General features: G+C 58.5%; 13 protein-coding genes and 1 tRNA gene. 13 read left to right on the top strand and 1 reads right to left on the bottom strand.

Going from position 1 to position 15,087, the window contains the following annotated elements; genetic code table 11:
- The first annotated feature begins 42 nt into the window (after positions 1-42).
- Positions 43-939 carry an EamA family transporter RarD gene (gene rarD, locus G3578_RS11940; protein ID WP_165212912.1) on the top strand — a complete coding sequence of 299 codons (897 nt, stop codon included), beginning with the start codon at positions 43-45 and terminating at the stop codon, positions 937-939.
- Between the two features lie 32 nt (positions 940-971).
- Here the strand turns inward: rarD and G3578_RS11935 are convergent, their stop codons facing one another.
- A complete protein-coding gene (locus tag G3578_RS11935) occupies positions 972-1,133 on the bottom strand; it encodes a hypothetical protein (RefSeq protein WP_165212910.1) in 162 nt (53 codons plus the stop codon).
- A gap of 101 nt (positions 1,134-1,234) precedes the next feature.
- Here G3578_RS11935 and G3578_RS11930 point away from each other — a divergent pair, with 101 nt between their 5' ends.
- From G3578_RS11930 to G3578_RS11875, 12 genes are all read left to right on the top strand, one after another.
- On the top strand, positions 1,235-2,773 hold the full coding sequence (locus G3578_RS11930; protein ID WP_165212908.1) for an NAD(P)H-hydrate dehydratase: 1,539 nt from the start codon (positions 1,235-1,237) through the stop codon (positions 2,771-2,773).
- A 111-nt stretch (positions 2,774-2,884) separates the two neighbouring features.
- Positions 2,885-2,971 (top strand) — tRNA-Leu (locus G3578_RS11925).
- A gap of 218 nt (positions 2,972-3,189) precedes the next feature.
- Positions 3,190-4,560 (top strand): ABC transporter substrate-binding protein, encoded by a 1,371-nt coding sequence (locus tag G3578_RS11920; RefSeq protein WP_165212906.1) that lies wholly within the window; start codon positions 3,190-3,192, stop codon positions 4,558-4,560.
- Positions 4,561-4,628: 68 nt separating this feature from the next.
- On the top strand, positions 4,629-5,573 hold the full coding sequence (locus G3578_RS11915; protein ID WP_165212904.1) for a carbohydrate ABC transporter permease: 945 nt from the start codon (positions 4,629-4,631) through the stop codon (positions 5,571-5,573).
- Positions 5,554-6,441, top strand: a complete 888-nt coding sequence (locus tag G3578_RS11910; protein WP_165212902.1) for a carbohydrate ABC transporter permease — start codon at positions 5,554-5,556, stop codon at positions 6,439-6,441. Before G3578_RS11915 ends, G3578_RS11910 begins: the two co-directional genes overlap by 20 nt.
- Before the next feature lie 6 nt (positions 6,442-6,447).
- Positions 6,448-7,494: an ADP-ribosylglycohydrolase family protein gene (locus G3578_RS11905; RefSeq protein ID WP_165212900.1), complete on the top strand. Its 1,047-nt coding sequence runs from the start codon at positions 6,448-6,450 to the stop codon at positions 7,492-7,494.
- The gene (locus tag G3578_RS11900; protein ID WP_165212898.1) at positions 7,487-8,473 is read left to right on the top strand and encodes an ADP-ribosylglycohydrolase family protein; all 987 of its coding nucleotides are present in this window, start codon (positions 7,487-7,489) and stop codon (positions 8,471-8,473) included. Before G3578_RS11905 ends, G3578_RS11900 begins: the two co-directional genes overlap by 8 nt.
- A gap of 18 nt (positions 8,474-8,491) precedes the next feature.
- A complete protein-coding gene (locus G3578_RS11895; protein WP_165212896.1) occupies positions 8,492-9,880 on the top strand; it encodes an ADP-ribosylglycohydrolase family protein in 1,389 nt (462 codons plus the stop codon).
- The gene (locus G3578_RS11890) at positions 9,877-11,010 is read left to right on the top strand and encodes an ADP-ribosylglycohydrolase family protein (RefSeq protein WP_165212894.1); all 1,134 of its coding nucleotides are present in this window, start codon (positions 9,877-9,879) and stop codon (positions 11,008-11,010) included. Before G3578_RS11895 ends, G3578_RS11890 begins: the two co-directional genes overlap by 4 nt.
- A 3-nt stretch (positions 11,011-11,013) precedes the next feature.
- A complete protein-coding gene (locus G3578_RS11885; RefSeq protein WP_165212892.1) occupies positions 11,014-12,042 on the top strand; it encodes a LacI family DNA-binding transcriptional regulator in 1,029 nt (342 codons plus the stop codon).
- 1 nt (position 12,043) lies between these two features.
- Positions 12,044-12,967, top strand: coding sequence for an HpcH/HpaI aldolase/citrate lyase family protein (locus tag G3578_RS11880; protein ID WP_165212890.1), 924 nt, complete (start codon positions 12,044-12,046; stop codon positions 12,965-12,967).
- Entirely contained in the window at positions 12,967-15,069 is a 2,103-nt protein-coding gene (locus G3578_RS11875; protein WP_165212888.1) for an acetate--CoA ligase family protein, read from the top strand. Before G3578_RS11880 ends, G3578_RS11875 begins: the two co-directional genes overlap by 1 nt.
- Positions 15,070-15,087: the final 18 nt, after the last annotated feature.

Below are 15,087 nucleotides of genomic sequence, written 5' to 3'. Positions count from 1 at the left end.
TGGGTTACACTAGAGGAAAATGCAGACGGGAAGAGGTTTCGTATGAACAAAGGGATCATGTACGGCGTTTTGGCCTATTTGTTGTGGGGACTTTTGCCATTATACTGGAAGCTGTTTTTGGATGTGCCGGCGGACGAATTGCTGGGGCACCGCATCGTCTGGTCCTTTTTCTTCGTGGGGCTGATCCTTTTGCTCACCCGCAGCTGGAAACGGATGGGGGCGTCATTGGGCGACCGCAGGAAACGCTTCGCCGTCATTTTCTGTTCCCTGGTGATCAGCGTCAACTGGCTGCTCTTTATCTGGGCGGTTAATGCGGGGCATGTGCTGGAAACCAGCCTGGGGTATTATATCAATCCGCTCATCAACGTGGTGTTCGGCGTGTTGTTCCTGAAAGAAAAAATGAAGGGGGGCCAATGGGTGGCGATCGGGCTGGCGACCGTCGGCGTTGCCATCATGACGCTGAAGTACGGCCAGGTTCCCTGGGTCGCCATTGCGCTTGCTTTGACCTTTGCGCTGTACGGCCTGGGCAAGAAGGTGGCCGGGTTGGAGTCGATGGTGAGTCTGGCATGGGAGACCATGCTGGTCCTGCCGATCGCGCTCGCCTATCTGCTCTGGATTCACGCAGCGGGGACCGATGTGGCCGTTTCGCTGTCGGCGGGGAAATGGATGCTGCTGATGCTTTCCGGGGTGGCGACGGCCCTGCCGCTCTATTGGTTTGCCCAGGCGGCCCGAACGCTCCCGCTCTCCATGATCGGATTCCTGCAGTATCTGGCTCCCAGCACCAGCCTGCTGCTGGCGGTCTTTCTCTTTAAGGAGCCATTTACCGTCGCGCATCTGGTCAGCTTCGGACTGATCTGGAGCGGGCTGGCGGTCTTTACGTTCACGACGGTCAGGAAGAAACCGGCCGAGCCGCAGGTTCTGGCGGATTCGCAAGGATAAGAAAAAGTCAGGCGTCCAACCTGACTTTTTTCTCAATACTCCACCTTCGTCACTTCGTTCAAGGGTTCGAGCGGGTTTTCGCTTGCTTCTTTCAGCTCTTTTTCCAACAGCCGCTCATGGCTCTCGTCGGCCAGATCAAAGTAGAAATAGTCCGGCTTGTCGGCCTTTGGAGCTTGCTGATCCTTGTCCGCCATGTGGCATCCAACCTCTCTGAAGGGATTTCATCTAAAATTAGGATGCGCAAATGAGAGGCGGACATACCACGTATCATCACTGACCATGGAGAGGATGTCGCATGTATCTGGTAACGGCAGATGAGATGCGCAAAATGGACGAACATACCATTTTCTCGCTTGGCATCCCGGCGGTAGCCCTGATGGAAAATGCAGGCTGCCAGGTGGCGCGGGAAGTGGAGGCATTCAGCCGCACGATGATGCCGTCCCGCTCGCAGGGAGCCCCGCATTGGGCCATCCTGGTGGGAAAAGGAAACAACGGCGGGGATGGCCTTGTCGCCGCCCGACATCTGATCGACAGCGGTATCGAAGTAACGGTTGTTTATGCGCAGGATCCGGACACGCTTGTGGGCGAAGCGGCCATCCAGCGGGATGCGGCGCGCAAGCTGGGCATCCGGCAGGCCGTGTATGGAGCGGACCCGATCGAATGGGGGCGCTTCGACGGCATTGTGGATGCCCTGCTCGGCACCGGTTCCAGCGGCGCTCCCCGCGGCCAGGTGGCTTCCCTGATCCGCGATGCCAACCAGTCCGGCCTGCCGATCCTGTCGGTGGATATCCCGAGCGGCCTGGATCCGGATACCGGCCAGATACACGAGCCGTGCATCAAGGCGGCAAAAACCGTTGCCCTGGCCTTTCTCAAACGGGGGCTTGCCCAATATCCGGGCAGGGAGATGGCGGGAGAGATCACGGTCGCGAACATCGGCATCCCCCGCCAGCTGGCGGAACGGTTTCAGGTGGCCGTCCATCTGTTGACCCCGCAAGTATTTGAACAGCGTTTTGGGCTGGATACTACGCTGCCGCGCAGACCCGACACCCATAAAGGGACATACGGTCATCTGCTCGTTTGTGCCGGAAGCCAGGCGATGAGCGGAGCGGGAATCCTGGCGTGCAGGGCCGCGCTCCGGGCGGGCTGCGGCCTGGTCACGTGGGCGGCGCCCGCGACGCTGATGCCATCGCTGATCGGCCATGTGCCGGAAGCGATGCTGCTTGGCATCCAGGAGGGGTGGACCTATCCACAGGCGGTGGAGCGCCTGCTGGCGGCCATCCGGCAGAGGCAGGCAGCCGTCATCGGGCCGGGGCTTGGACGTTTTCCCGGGGATACGGCCTGGCTGCGCACCCTCTGGGAGCAGACCGATACCCCCCTTCTGCTGGATGCCGATGCGCTCAACATGCTGGCGGATGCAGCCGATTTTGCCGCCTGGCCACAGCGCACCGCCCCCGTCGTGCTGACGCCGCATCCGGGAGAGATGGCCCGACTGTGCGGGGTGTCAACGGCCGAAATCCAGCGCAATCGGATCGAGGTGGCGCGTCACTTTGCCCAAAAGCACCGCGTGCTGCTGGTGCTAAAAGGAGCCGCAACGGTCATCGCGTCACCCGATGGCGACGCGTATGTCAATCCAACGGGCAACCCGGGAATGGCAACCGGCGGATCGGGAGACGTCCTGGCGGGCATCATCGGTTCGCTGTTAGCCCAGGGGTACGAGGCCAAAGCCGCCGCATGCCTGGGCGTCTGGCTTCACGGAGCGGCGGGGGATCGCGCGGCTGCCGGAAGAAAAGGCATGTTCTCGCTGATCGCCGGCGATCTGATCGAGGCGTTGTAGACGAAGGGAACAGGCAGAAAAAATTTTTAAACTTCCTCTTGATTTTTGATAAAAGCTCTGATATATTTGACTATGTCGCCGCCGGAAAGCGGGGACAGGTCAAATAACAACGCGGTCATGGCGGAATTGGCAGACGCGCTAGATTCAGGTTCTAGTGGTGGCAACACCGTGGAGGTTCAAGTCCTCTTGACCGCACCATACCGAAAACGAACCAGCTGGACGGCTGGTTTTTTTATTTGCTGAAACGATCATGCCCAGGACGATCCTACAGAAACATTTTTCTTTTCGCACAATTTGTTGACAGCGATTTCAAGATCGGATATTGTAATTGGCAGGAGGTTGCTTAAACGTTTAAACAACATGGTGTAAGATTAAACGTTTAAGCGGCAAAAGTCGATTGCGAAAGGATGGAGACAATGAAAAGAGCAAGCAAGGTGTTTTTGGCGGGTGCCCTTGCGGCGTCCCTGGTGGCAGGCTGTTCGTCCGCTTCCCAGCCGAATCCTTCGAAGGAGAATTCTCCCGCGGCTTCCAGCGGCGGCGCGCAGGCTGACCCGGAACGGACGAAGCTGCCGGTAGGCAAGGCGGAGGTTGTCTTTTGGGAACCGGACCTCGCCACATGGCAGCCTACCTATAAAAAGCTGGAGAAAGAATTTGAGGCGATCTATCCCGACATTGACGTCAAAATCGTCAACGTGCCCCAAGACGCCTATTTTGAAAAGCTGAATGCCGCGTTTGCCGGCGATCGCGGGCCGGATGTCTGGGTCGGCTGGTACTCCATCGACGAATACAAACGCGGCTACATGGAGCCGCTGGATGAGTACATCAAAGCGGACAACGTCGATGTGAATCAATACTTCCAGCCGATTGCGGATCTGCGCGGCAAAGGAACGGATGGGAAACGGTACGGCCTGCCGCGCGACATCTCCATGATCGCGCTTGTGTACAACAAAGACCTTTTCGACAAATACGGCGTCGCCTATCCGAAGGACGGCTGGACGCTGGACGATTTCCGCGAGACGGCCAAAAAGCTGACGCACAAGGAAGACAAGGTGTACGGAACCGATCTGATCAATGACAAAACCCTGCCCGGCTCGCCGCTGATCTGGAACATGGGCGGGGATATGATCAGCGAGGATGGCTATACGGCCAAAGGGTATCTGGACGGCGAACCGATGCAGAAAGCGTTCAAATTTTTCCAAGATGTCATGGCGGATGGCAGCAACATCCCGGACGATGTGATGGACACGCTGCCCAAGGGCAAGGATAACCCGGGATTTGCGTCCGGCACGGTCGCCATGTCCCGCCTGGAACTCTGGGGATACAGCTCGCTGAATGACGTGCCGTTCAAATGGGGCGTCGTCAGCTTCCCGAAAGAAACGGCCTCCGGCGAATCGTACGGCTGGGTTGACACGGTCAACTTCCATATGAACGCGAAATCTGCGCACAAGAACGAGGCGTGGGCGTGGCTGAAGTTCCTCACCGGCAAAAAGGCGGCGTCGATCGTCGCGGCCGAGAAAACCTGGATTCCGGCGATCAAGGAAGTCTGGAGCGAAAACGGCTGGGACAAGGATGAGAAATTGGGCGTGTTCTACGCGGAAGGAAACAAGAAGACGAAAATCTCGGTGCGGCTCCGCTCCAACATGTACAAGCTGGCGATCAACACCAGTTACAAGAAAGCGTTCACCGATTCGATCAAGCCGCTGGACGGCAATCCGGTCGATCCGGCCGTGTCGCTCAAGCAGGCTGCCGAAGAGGCGCAGGCTATCATCGATAAGGAGAAACAATAAGGTTGGACCCCCTGTCGCCCCTTAAGCGGGTGACAGGGGAGCGGTTTTCCAGCAGAAGGGGTGAGGAAATGTCCAGACAGCGTATGAGCCCGTTAGCCAGAAACGAAGAACGATTAGGATATCTGTTCATCTCCCCTTGGATATTGGGCCTTTTGATTTTTACGCTATTTCCGTTGGTTGCCACTTTCCTGATCAGTTTTACCGATTGGGACATCTATAACCCGCCGAAATGGGTGGGGCTGAAGAATTACTTCAATCTGTTTACCGACAAGCTGTTCTTTCAGTCGCTCAAGGTAACGCTGCTGTATTCGCTCTTTTCCATCCCGCTCACGCTTGCGGGCGGATTGATCCTGGCGCTGCTGTTGAACGCGAACATCCGGTTTATCCATCTGTTCCGCACCATTTTCTACATCCCTTCCGTCATTACCGGAGTTGCCGTTGCCATGCTGTGGATCTGGATTTTCAACGCCCATTACGGGCTGCTCAATTATTTCCTGTCCTGGTTTGGCATCGAAGGGCCCAAATGGCTGGAAGATCCGAAGTGGATCCTTCCCACCTATGTGCTGATCAGCCTGTGGAAAGTGGGTGGCAATGCCGTGCTGTTCCTCGGCGGGCTGCAAAACATTCCGCAGCACCTGTATGAGGCGGCGCGCATGGATGGTGCCAATCGCTGGCAGATCTTCTGGAAAATTACGCTGCCGTTGCTGACCCCGACGCTGTTCTTCCTGCTGCTGATGGGGATCATCGACTCCTTCAAGATCTTCACCACGGCCTACATGATCAACGACGGCGGGGGAGGACCCGACAATGCCGGCCTCTTCTACATGCTGTATCTCTACCAGAAAGCATTCGTCTCGCTGGACATGGGGTATGCTTCGGCCATGGCGTGGATCGGCGGAGGCATCTCGCTGATCCTGGCGATTGTCGTCTACCGCACCCAATCCAAATGGGTGTACTACGAAGCGGATGTGGGCAAGAAAGGAAGTGATCAGCATGGGGACACCCGTGCGTGACATGGCGGCGATGGTCCGCCAACCCGCCAGGCGAACAGGCGGCAGAAAGTTGTCGCTGATGAACCTGTTTCTCTATCTCGTGCTGAGCGCGCTGTCGATCATCTGCCTGATCCCGTTTTTCTGGATGGTCTCGACGTCGCTCAAGGATCGGGCGTCTACCTTTCAGTTCCCGCCGCAGTGGATTCCCGACCATTTCGTCTGGTCCAACTATGTGGAAGCCCTCACGGTGGTACCGTTTGACCGGTATGCGCTCAATACCTTCACCATCGAGTTTTTCGTGATATTGGGACAATTCCTGTCCTGCACGCTGGTCGCCTACGGTTTTGCCCGCTTCCGCTTTCGGGGCAGGGAAGTGCTGTTTATGATCATGCTGGCAACACAGCTGATCCCGGAGCAGGTGACGATGATCCCGACGTTTATCCTGTTTTCGAAGCTGGGCTGGGTGGACACGTTTCTGCCGCTCACCGTACCTGCCTATTTCGGGAATCCGTTCTACATCTTTTTGATGCGGCAGTATTTTCAAAGCATTCCGTTTGATCTGGACGAAGCGGCCAAGATTGACGGCGCAGGGGCGTTCCGGATACTCTTTCAAATCCTGGTCCCGCTGCTCAAACCCGCTTTGACGATCATCTTCGTATTCACGTTTACCGAAGTGTACAACGATTTCATGGGGCCGCTGATCTATTTGAGCGATCCGGACAAATATACGCTGGCCATCGGGCTTTCCAACTTCGTGTCATCCTTCCAGGCCGAGTGGAACTATCTGATGGCGGCCTCCACGGTCGTTCTTTTCCCGCTGCTCGTGATCTATTACTTCGCGCAGAAGCATCTGGTCGGCGGCATCGCCAATCTGGGTATTAAGGGGTGACGGCACATGCAGGTATTGGATAAGGCACTGGGTTGTTTTCAAGGAATGATGATCGCCGATGCCTTGAGCTATCCTTCGATGATGCGGGGAAGATACTTGACGCTGCCGTGGATCGATCGGGTAATGACCAAGATCGAGGCGCACGGCGGGGAATATCGGAATATCAAGCCGGTTCTGCCTTTCGTCTGGCATCAAAGCGAAGTGTTGAAGCCGACCCCCACGTATGTCAGCGAATTTGCCTTGTTTACCGCCAAAATGCTGATCGATCTGGACGGCCGGTACTCGGCGGACGCGATTACGGGCTACTGGCGGGAACATATCGTGGAGAAAGAAAGCGAGATCCGGTCATCCGTCTCCGAACGCTCCGCCATCCTGAACCTGCGGAAAGGTCTCCAACCGCCGCAATCGGGCAACGATCACCCGCACACCTATGATGACGGCTTTGTGGCCCGCTCGATTGCCATCGCCATCCGCACTTTCGATGACGCGGATTTGCGCCGAACGCTGCTGGAGTGGGACGGCAGCATCACGCATGCCGGGGAAGGTTTGTATGCCGGATACGCGTTTGCCGCTTCGATTGCGGCCGGCTTGCAGGGCAAGAGCGTGGAGGAGATGATTGCGGCCGGGATCGGGCAGCTGCCTGCTGCGACCTGGGTGCACACCATGTCCACCAAGGCCATGCAGATCGCCCGCAAGTACGACAATCCTTTCGCGGCCATTCCGGAATTGGATGTGGAAATTTGCAGCAGGATTTACAATTACGGGAACATCGCGGCGGAAACGGTGGCGCTTGCTTACAGCCTCTTCTATCTGACAAACGGCAGGCTGGAGGCGGCCATCCCGCTCTCCTATGCCTTCGCCCGGCTGAGCGACTCCGTCCCCGCCTTCGTGGGAGCCTTGTGCGGCGCGCACCAGGGGAAGCGGCAAATCCCCTCCTCCTACGACGATTATATCAACGGAACGCAGGGCATCTGTGTGCCGCTGACAAACGGCCTGCATGTCCAGGACGTGGTGGAAAGCTTGCTGCGCAGGGAGGGAATCCGGCATGACTGATACGCTGTTTGACAAGGCATATGGCTGCCTGCTCGGCCTGGCCATCGGCGACGCCCTCGGCGCGCCGGTGGAAGGCTGGAGCGCCGGGCAGATCAGTGAGACCCACGGCTGGGTCGACGATTTTCTCACCGATGCCCCGGTGGGCACGGATGATACCGAATTTGCCATCCTGACGGCGCGCAATCTGATTCAATACGGGGAGAAGATCACCCCGGAAGATGTGGAGCGCGAGTGGCGAAAACTGATCGACACCCGGCAGTTTTTCGGGGGCGGCTTTAGCGAAGCGGCGGCGATCCGCAACCTGAAAATGGGCTTGTCGACGCCGCTTACCGGCCGAAACAATCCGGAGATGTGGAGCGATGGCACCGCCATGCGGATTGCGCCGGTCGGCATCTTCTGCGCGGGCGATCCGGCGAAGGCGGCCGGATTGGCGCTGATCGACGGCATGATCAGCCATGCCGGAGACGGCCTCTTTGCTGCCCAGGCGGTGGCCGCCAGCGTCGCCGTCGCGGCGGTCTCCAGCAGCTGGGACGAGGTGGTGCAGGCGGGCCTTCGGTATATTCCGCACGACTCCTGGACTTACCGGCTGATCGAGCGGGCGATTCTGCTCGCGGACGCATGCACATCGCTGCAGGAGGCTGCCCGGCGGCTGCATGATGAGATCAGCGTCCATCAGTATTACTGGGTGGATGTCGGACCGGAAGCCGTCGCATTGGCTTATGGCGCCATCGTCGCGGGCAAGGGGAATTACCGGGACTCCGTCGTGTGCGCGGTGAATTGCGGGCGGGATGCCGATACCATCGCGGCCATTGCCGGCGCCATCACGGGCGCGTATCAAGGGATCGCGGGCATACCGGAAAGCTGGATCTCGCGGATTAACCCGGTGCGCGGGAAATGCATCGTGCCGCTGGCAGGGACAGATATCAAGAGCGTGGCGGAGGAATTGGTGGCAAAGATTCACCTCGAACAGAGGCTGTAAGGAGAGGAGAAGGAGACGTTGTATACATTATTGCCCGTACTGATCGATTACGAACTCCAGCAGAAACAGGAAGAAGGCTGCGACATCTCCGCCATCCGGCAGGAGTTTCACGCCTGGCTGAAACGGAAAGGTTGCAGCATTCGCGAAGTGTTCTATGCGATTCGCGACCAGGAGCTGCAGTATGAGGAAGAGGACGATCAAACGCTCCTGCCTCTCTACGACAGACTCCTTTCCTTGACCAATGAGGAGGAAGCCCGGAGACACCCTGCTGCCCTGGATGCCATCCTGGCTGTTGCCGACCTGCAGCAAACAGAAGGAATTCGGCAGGCAGCGCTGGAAAAAGATCACTTGTATGAGCGGATTTACGGGGGATGGCTGGGGCGCGCCGCCGGGTGCACGCTGGGCAAACCGGTCGAATTGTGGCCGCATGACCGCGTGATCTCCTACCTGCAGCTGGCGAGGGCGTATCCGCTGAACGATTACATCCCCGGACTCAACCCGATGCCGGAAGGATACAGGTTCAAGGATGAATACCACGGGGCGATCAAGGGGGAAGTAAACGGCGCTCCGCGCGATGACGATATGGATTACGCCATCCTGAACCTGCAGGTATTGGACAGGTGCGGCGAGGGGTTCACGACGGCGGACATCGGCCAGGAATGGCTGCGCCACATGCCGTACAAGCTGGTGTATACGGCGGAACGAGTCACCTACAAGAATCTGATCAACGGCGTGCTGCCGCCTGAGTCGGCAACCTACCGCAACCCCTATCGGGAGTGGATCGGCGCGCAAATCCGGGCCGATCTGTGGGGCTGGGTCAACCCGGGAAATCCGCTGGGTGCGGTCACGATGGCGTATCGTGACGCCACCCTTTCCCATACCGGCAACGGCGTCTACGGCGCCCTGTGGATAGCCGCCATGATCGCCAGCGCGTTCGTCTGCGAGGATGTGGAAGCAATCATCCGGCACGGGCTGGCATTTGTGCCAAAAGACTCCCGCTTTGCTGCTGCCATTCGCCAGGTGATCGACTGGTACCACCGGTATCCCGACTGGCGGGATTGCTTGCAGCGGATTCACGAACAGTACGGAACCTACCATACGGTCCATACGCTGAACAATGCCGCCGTAGTAGCCATGTCGCTCCTGTACAGCGGCGGGGACTTTGAAAAAGGGATTACGATCGCGGTGATGGCTGGTTGGGATACGGACTGCAACGGCGCGTCGGTCGGCTCCGTTCTCGGGGTGAGGAACGGCGCTGCGCAGCTGCCGCCCAAATGGACTGCTCCCTTGCAGGATACCATCAGCACCCTGATCGTGTCGGATCGGCGTGTCACCCTGTCGTCCCTGGCACGGCGCACCACGGAGCATGCGATACAAATCCTGGAGAGAAGGGAGTGTCGAGCATGAGCGCATCGCTGTATGCCAAAATCGCCGGCTGCATCTATGGGGGAGCGATCGGGGATGCCATGGGTTCTCCGACGGAAGGATTAACCCCCGCGAAAATCAGGGAACGGTTCGGAACGGTCAAATCGTTCGTCGAGCCTGCCACGGATGCGTGGAAGGAGCCAGGCAACATGCGCCCGCTGCAAAAGGGCAACGGTCATATTTCCGATGACACCCTGATGGTCGAAAGCCTGCTGCGCGTCTATGAGACGCTGGAACGCCACCTGGATGCCTATGACATCGCCAATCATCTGGTGGAAGAAATCGCGGACAAGAAGGTGTTTATTCCAGAATTGCGGCAGGAGGCGCCGATCATCAGCCGCCTCTTTTATCCGGAGCAATATCTCTTCCTGCGCCACCGCCTGGCCAATGTATACCCGCGCGAGGCCGGACAGGGCAACATGGTGAACTGCGGGGCGGCGATGTACATGAGTCCGGTCGGGATCATGAACGCGGGGGATCCCGAACAGGCATACCGGGAAGCGATCGACATCGCCGGCGCCCATCAGACCAGCTACGGCAGGGAAGCGGCCGGCGTGATGGCGGCCGTGATCGCCGAAGCGCTGTCCAATGATGCGACGGTCGACAGCGTCATCGACGTGGCCCGCCTGTTCGCCAAGGACGGCACGAAGCTGGCGCTGGAAGCGGTGTTGGAGGCGGCTTCCCGTTACAGCCGGTGGGAGGATGCCATCGACGGGCTGCGTACCGCCATGGAACCGTATGATACGGTGAAGGATTACGCGGACAGAAAGAAACCGGGCAAGGGAAATGCCAATCTGCCAAGCCGCATGCACTCGATTGAAGAATTGCCGATTGCGCTGGCGATGCTGGTGATCGCCAGGGGAGAGACGATGGAAACCATCTACGGCGGGGTCCATTACGGCCGGGATGCGGACTCGATCGCCAGCATGGGAGGCGCGATCGCCGGCGCGCTGAACGGCGTGGAATCGCTCCCGGTCGAGCTTCGCCGCCAGCTGGATGAAGTAAACCAACGCTCCTATGAACAGATCGCCCAACGCGCGTATCACACCCAGCAGAGAATCTGGCAGCAGGATCGGAGCCGTTTTGAAAGACGCATTGCTAGATTGGAGTAGGCCATGGATAAGGAAAAAACGAATGGACACAAGCGACCCACCATCAAGGAAATCGCCAAGCTGGCTGGTGTGACGCCGGCTACGGTTTCGATGGTGATCAACGATTCGGGGCGCGTCGGGGAAGAGACGCGCAAAAAAGTGAAAAAAATCGCCGAAGAGCTAGGCTACCGGCCCAATGTGATCGCCCAGGGATTGGTCACCCAGCGGCTCAAGCTCATCGGCATGATCGTGCCTTCCTTCCATGACGATTTCAGCCATGACGTTTTTTTGGGCATTGAGGAATATGCGAAGCGTCTTGGCTACAAGGTGCTTGTCGGACTCACCCACAACCAGGGGGATCTGGAAGAAAGCTTGATCAGGGAGTTTCTGCAGCTAAATGTAGCGGGCTTGATCATTCAGCCCGCCCCTTCTTCATGGCAGGATACCCCGTTTTTTCAGGAGCTGCAGCAGGAAAAGATTCCGTTTGTGTTCTTTACCCGCTATCCGCAGCAAGGCGACTATGAACGGGTGTTGTGCGAAGACGCGCTGGGCGGGGAACTGGCAACCCGGCATCTGATCGAGAGAGGGCACACGCGCATCGCCTTCTATACCAACCGGATCGTGGAAAAAGCGAACGATTCCATCAACAAGCGGGAGGGATACCGTGCGGCGATGCGGAAAGCCGGGCTGGAAGCGAGACGCGAATGGGAAGTCAGCTCGGAGCGCTTTGCCAGCGACGAGGCGCTGAAACAGTGGATCAGCGAACACGGCATCACGGCCATTTTTGTGTCGACCGATTTTACCGCCATCAATCTGATGCTGCGCCTGCAGGAAATGGGATACCGGGTCCCGGAGGATATCGCGATTGTCGGGTACGACGATATCCGCATGGCCAGCATGTGCTCGCCGAAATTAACCACCATCCAGGTGCCGAAGCGAAAAATCGGCGAGCTGGCCGCGCAGAAAATCATCCCGGACCTGCAGGATGCCCATCCGCTCCCGCCCAAACAAGTACTCGTGACACCGCAGCTTATCATAAGGAGGAGTACCTAGCTTGAACCCGACCAGGAAGTATCTGACCAATCGCGTGGAAAAAGTGCGCCGCTCCACCCTGATTGTGCCGGGACACGTGGAAAAATACGTGTCGAAAGCCTTCCAGCGGGGGGCAGACGCCGTGCAGCTGGATCTGGAGGACGGGGTTCCCTGCGAGCAGAAAGGGCTCGCCAGGGAAATGGTAAAGGAGACCCTGCACACGGAGATCCCCGGCGAAACGGAAGTGAACGTCCGGATCAACGCCGAACGGGACGCGTGGCTGTTGGATCTGGAGAGCGTCGTATGGCCCCGCCTGGACAGCATCACGCTCCCCAAATGCGAAGATCCGGCGGTGGTGAAAGCAATCGACGACAAGCTGGGGGAATGGGAAGAAAAGCGAGGCATCCAGAGCGGCCGCATCCAACTCTCCCTTTTGATCGAAAGCGTAAAAGGGCTGCACGCGCTGGAAGCATTGCTTGGCGCAAGCGGGCGCATCAGTACGGTCACCCTGGGAAATGAAGATTTTACGCTGGATCTGGGGATCGAGCCCTCCGAATCCGGACAGGAGATGTACTACTACTATTCCAGGCTGATCTACACCGCCCGTCTCTACGAAGTGATGCCGCTCGGATTCGTCTCCTCCATCGCCGGGTTTCGCGACCTGGAGCGCTACAGGGAGCTGGCGGAGAAGAGCAGGCGTCTGGGTTTCATGGGGGCCTCCTGCATCCACCCGGACCAGGTGGCGATCCTGAATCAGGTGTTCAGCCCCGGCGATGCGGACGTGGCCTACGCCCGCCGCGTGGTGGAAGCGTATGAAACAGCCGTCCGAAACGGCAGAGCCTCCTGCTCGCTGGACGGAAAAATGATCGATCCGCCCGTCTATCAGCGCGCGGTTCACCTTCTGCGCAGACATGAGATCATCGAACGAAAGAAGGGGTGTAACTGATGGCAGACCGGGCCCCATTGGATAAACTGCTGCGTCCCCGCTCGATCGCCGTGGTGGGCGCAAGCGAACAGATGAATTACGGCGGCAGAATGATGAACAATCTGATCACGCATGGATACGCCGGCTCGCTGTACCCCATCAATCCCAAGCGGGACGCCATTTTTGGCCGGAAAGCGTACTCCACGCTCCTGGACGTTCCCGACGAGATTGATCTGGCGGTAGTCATCGTCAAGGCGGAGCTTGTGGAAGCGATTTTGCGCGAATGTGAAGAAAAGCGGGTCGGTGCTGTCTTGATCATCAGCGCGGGCTTTCGTGAACAGGGAACAGAGGAAGGCATCCTCCGGGAACACATGGTCAAGGCATGGTCAGAACGCACCGGGATACCCGTATGCGGGCCGAACTGCCTGGGCGTCGCCAACAGCGCCATCCGCATGTGGGCCAACTCCGCCTCATCGCTGGGGGACGGGCCGCTTCCCACCGGGTCGGTCGGCCTGATCTCGCACAGCGGCGCGACGGCGTTCGGGCCGCTGTTGAACCGCTCCAAGGACCATGGATTGGGGTATCGCTATATCGTCACCACCGGCAATGAAGCCGCGCTGCGCATGACGGATGTCGCCGATTACATGCTGGACGACCCTGACATCAAAGCGCTCTGTCTGTTTATTGAAGGAATCAAGGACGGACAGGCGTTTATCCGCCTGGCGGACAAGGCGCTGCGACTGGGCAAGCCGCTCATCGCCCTGAAAATCGGGGAATCCGAAATCGGACGGATGGCGGCGGCCAGCCATACCGCTTCCATGACCGGGAACCAGGAAGTATTCGCAGCCCTTTGCCGGCAGAAAGGCGTGCTTCTCGCCAAAGATTACGATGAATGCATCCAGCTTGCCATGTGCTGCCAATACGGGAAGCCGCTCATGGGGGACAAGATTGTCGTGCTGTCCCATTCCGGAGGGATCGGCGGCTTCGTCGGCGACAAGCTGGGCATGCACGGCTTGCAGGTGCCGCCATTGGCGCGACGGACCACGGACACCATCGGGCAGGTGGCGCAAGGGCTCGCCTCGGTGCGCAACCCGCTTGATCTGTCCGGAACGATGCAAACCGAGCAGCTGCTGGACATTGTCCGCGTGCTGGATGAGCAGGAGGAGGCGGACGCCTACGTGTTTGCCACACACGGCAAATCTCCGCTCATCAACCGCCTCCATCAGATTGACAAAATGACCGCCAAGCCGGTCTATCTGCTGTGGACATCCAGCCAGGAGGACCCGCTGCTTCAGGAGGTCAGAAACCACGGCATCCCGCTGTTTTTCCTGCCGGACAAATTGGCGGCAACCTTGTCTCATCTGCAGCAATTTCGGCAGCGAACGCGACAGGGCAGCGAGGAAATAACGCCGCACCTGGCAGAAGAGCCTCCGAGCGGCATTCCGTTGGATGCAGCGGCTGCCGTCACGCTGAATGAACACGAAGGGAAGCGCCTGCTGGGGGCATGGGGCATCGCGACGCCCGATCGCTGGTATTTCTCCCGGGAGGAAGCGATCAGGGAAAAGGTGAAGCAGATCGATTTTGCCCAAGCACCTTTTGTTGCGAAAATCGTCTCCTCAACGATCACGCACAAAAGCGACCACGGCGGTGTGCTGCTTGGGGTATCCCAGCCCGAAGAGGTGATACAATTCTTTCAAGCACACGCCCAGCAGGAGGAAGTGGAAGGCATTCTGCTGGAAGCCATGGTGAAGGATAAGATCGAATTGATCCTGGGGAGCACGAATGATCCGCAGTTCGGGCCGGTGGTCATGGTCGGCTTGGGGGGAATCTATACGGAGCTTTTCAAGCTGGTTACCTGGAGAATCGCTCCCCTCAGCAAGCGGGAAGCCCTGCGCATGCTGGAGGAAATCCCCGGGCTGCTCCCGTATTTGCAGGGATTCCGCAATATGCCGAAGCGGGATGTGGACAGCCTGATCGAGACGATCTCCACCTTCTCCCAATGGGTGTATCGGGAACGCGACAGGATCGAAAGCGTCGAGATCAATCCGCTGGCCGTCTTACTGGAAGGCCGGGGAACGATGGCGCTGGACTGCGTCATTCAACGGAAGCTTCCCCTGACATGAACGTGAGAAAAGGGTGAC

This window comes from Brevibacillus sp. SYP-B805 (genome assembly GCF_011059135.1).
Taxonomy (GTDB): domain Bacteria; phylum Bacillota; class Bacilli; order Brevibacillales; family Brevibacillaceae; genus Brevibacillus_F.
Note: the sequence above shows the minus strand (reverse complement) of the source record. Positions and strands in the feature narration are given on the sequence as shown.

Coding starts and splice junctions, on each gene's coding strand:
- rarD (WP_165212912.1), top strand. CDS start 43: ATGAACAAAGGGATCATGTACGGCGTTTTGGCCTATTTGTTGTGGGGA.
- G3578_RS11935 (WP_165212910.1), bottom strand. CDS start 1,133: ATGGCGGACAAGGATCAGCAAGCTCCAAAGGCCGACAAGCCGGACTAT.
- G3578_RS11930 (WP_165212908.1), top strand. CDS start 1,235: ATGTATCTGGTAACGGCAGATGAGATGCGCAAAATGGACGAACATACC.
- G3578_RS11920 (WP_165212906.1), top strand. CDS start 3,190: ATGAAAAGAGCAAGCAAGGTGTTTTTGGCGGGTGCCCTTGCGGCGTCC.
- G3578_RS11915 (WP_165212904.1), top strand. CDS start 4,629: ATGTCCAGACAGCGTATGAGCCCGTTAGCCAGAAACGAAGAACGATTA.
- G3578_RS11910 (WP_165212902.1), top strand. CDS start 5,554: ATGGGGACACCCGTGCGTGACATGGCGGCGATGGTCCGCCAACCCGCC.
- G3578_RS11905 (WP_165212900.1), top strand. CDS start 6,448: ATGCAGGTATTGGATAAGGCACTGGGTTGTTTTCAAGGAATGATGATC.
- G3578_RS11900 (WP_165212898.1), top strand. CDS start 7,487: ATGACTGATACGCTGTTTGACAAGGCATATGGCTGCCTGCTCGGCCTG.
- G3578_RS11890 (WP_165212894.1), top strand. CDS start 9,877: ATGAGCGCATCGCTGTATGCCAAAATCGCCGGCTGCATCTATGGGGGA.
- G3578_RS11885 (WP_165212892.1), top strand. CDS start 11,014: ATGGATAAGGAAAAAACGAATGGACACAAGCGACCCACCATCAAGGAA.
- G3578_RS11875 (WP_165212888.1), top strand. CDS start 12,967: ATGGCAGACCGGGCCCCATTGGATAAACTGCTGCGTCCCCGCTCGATC.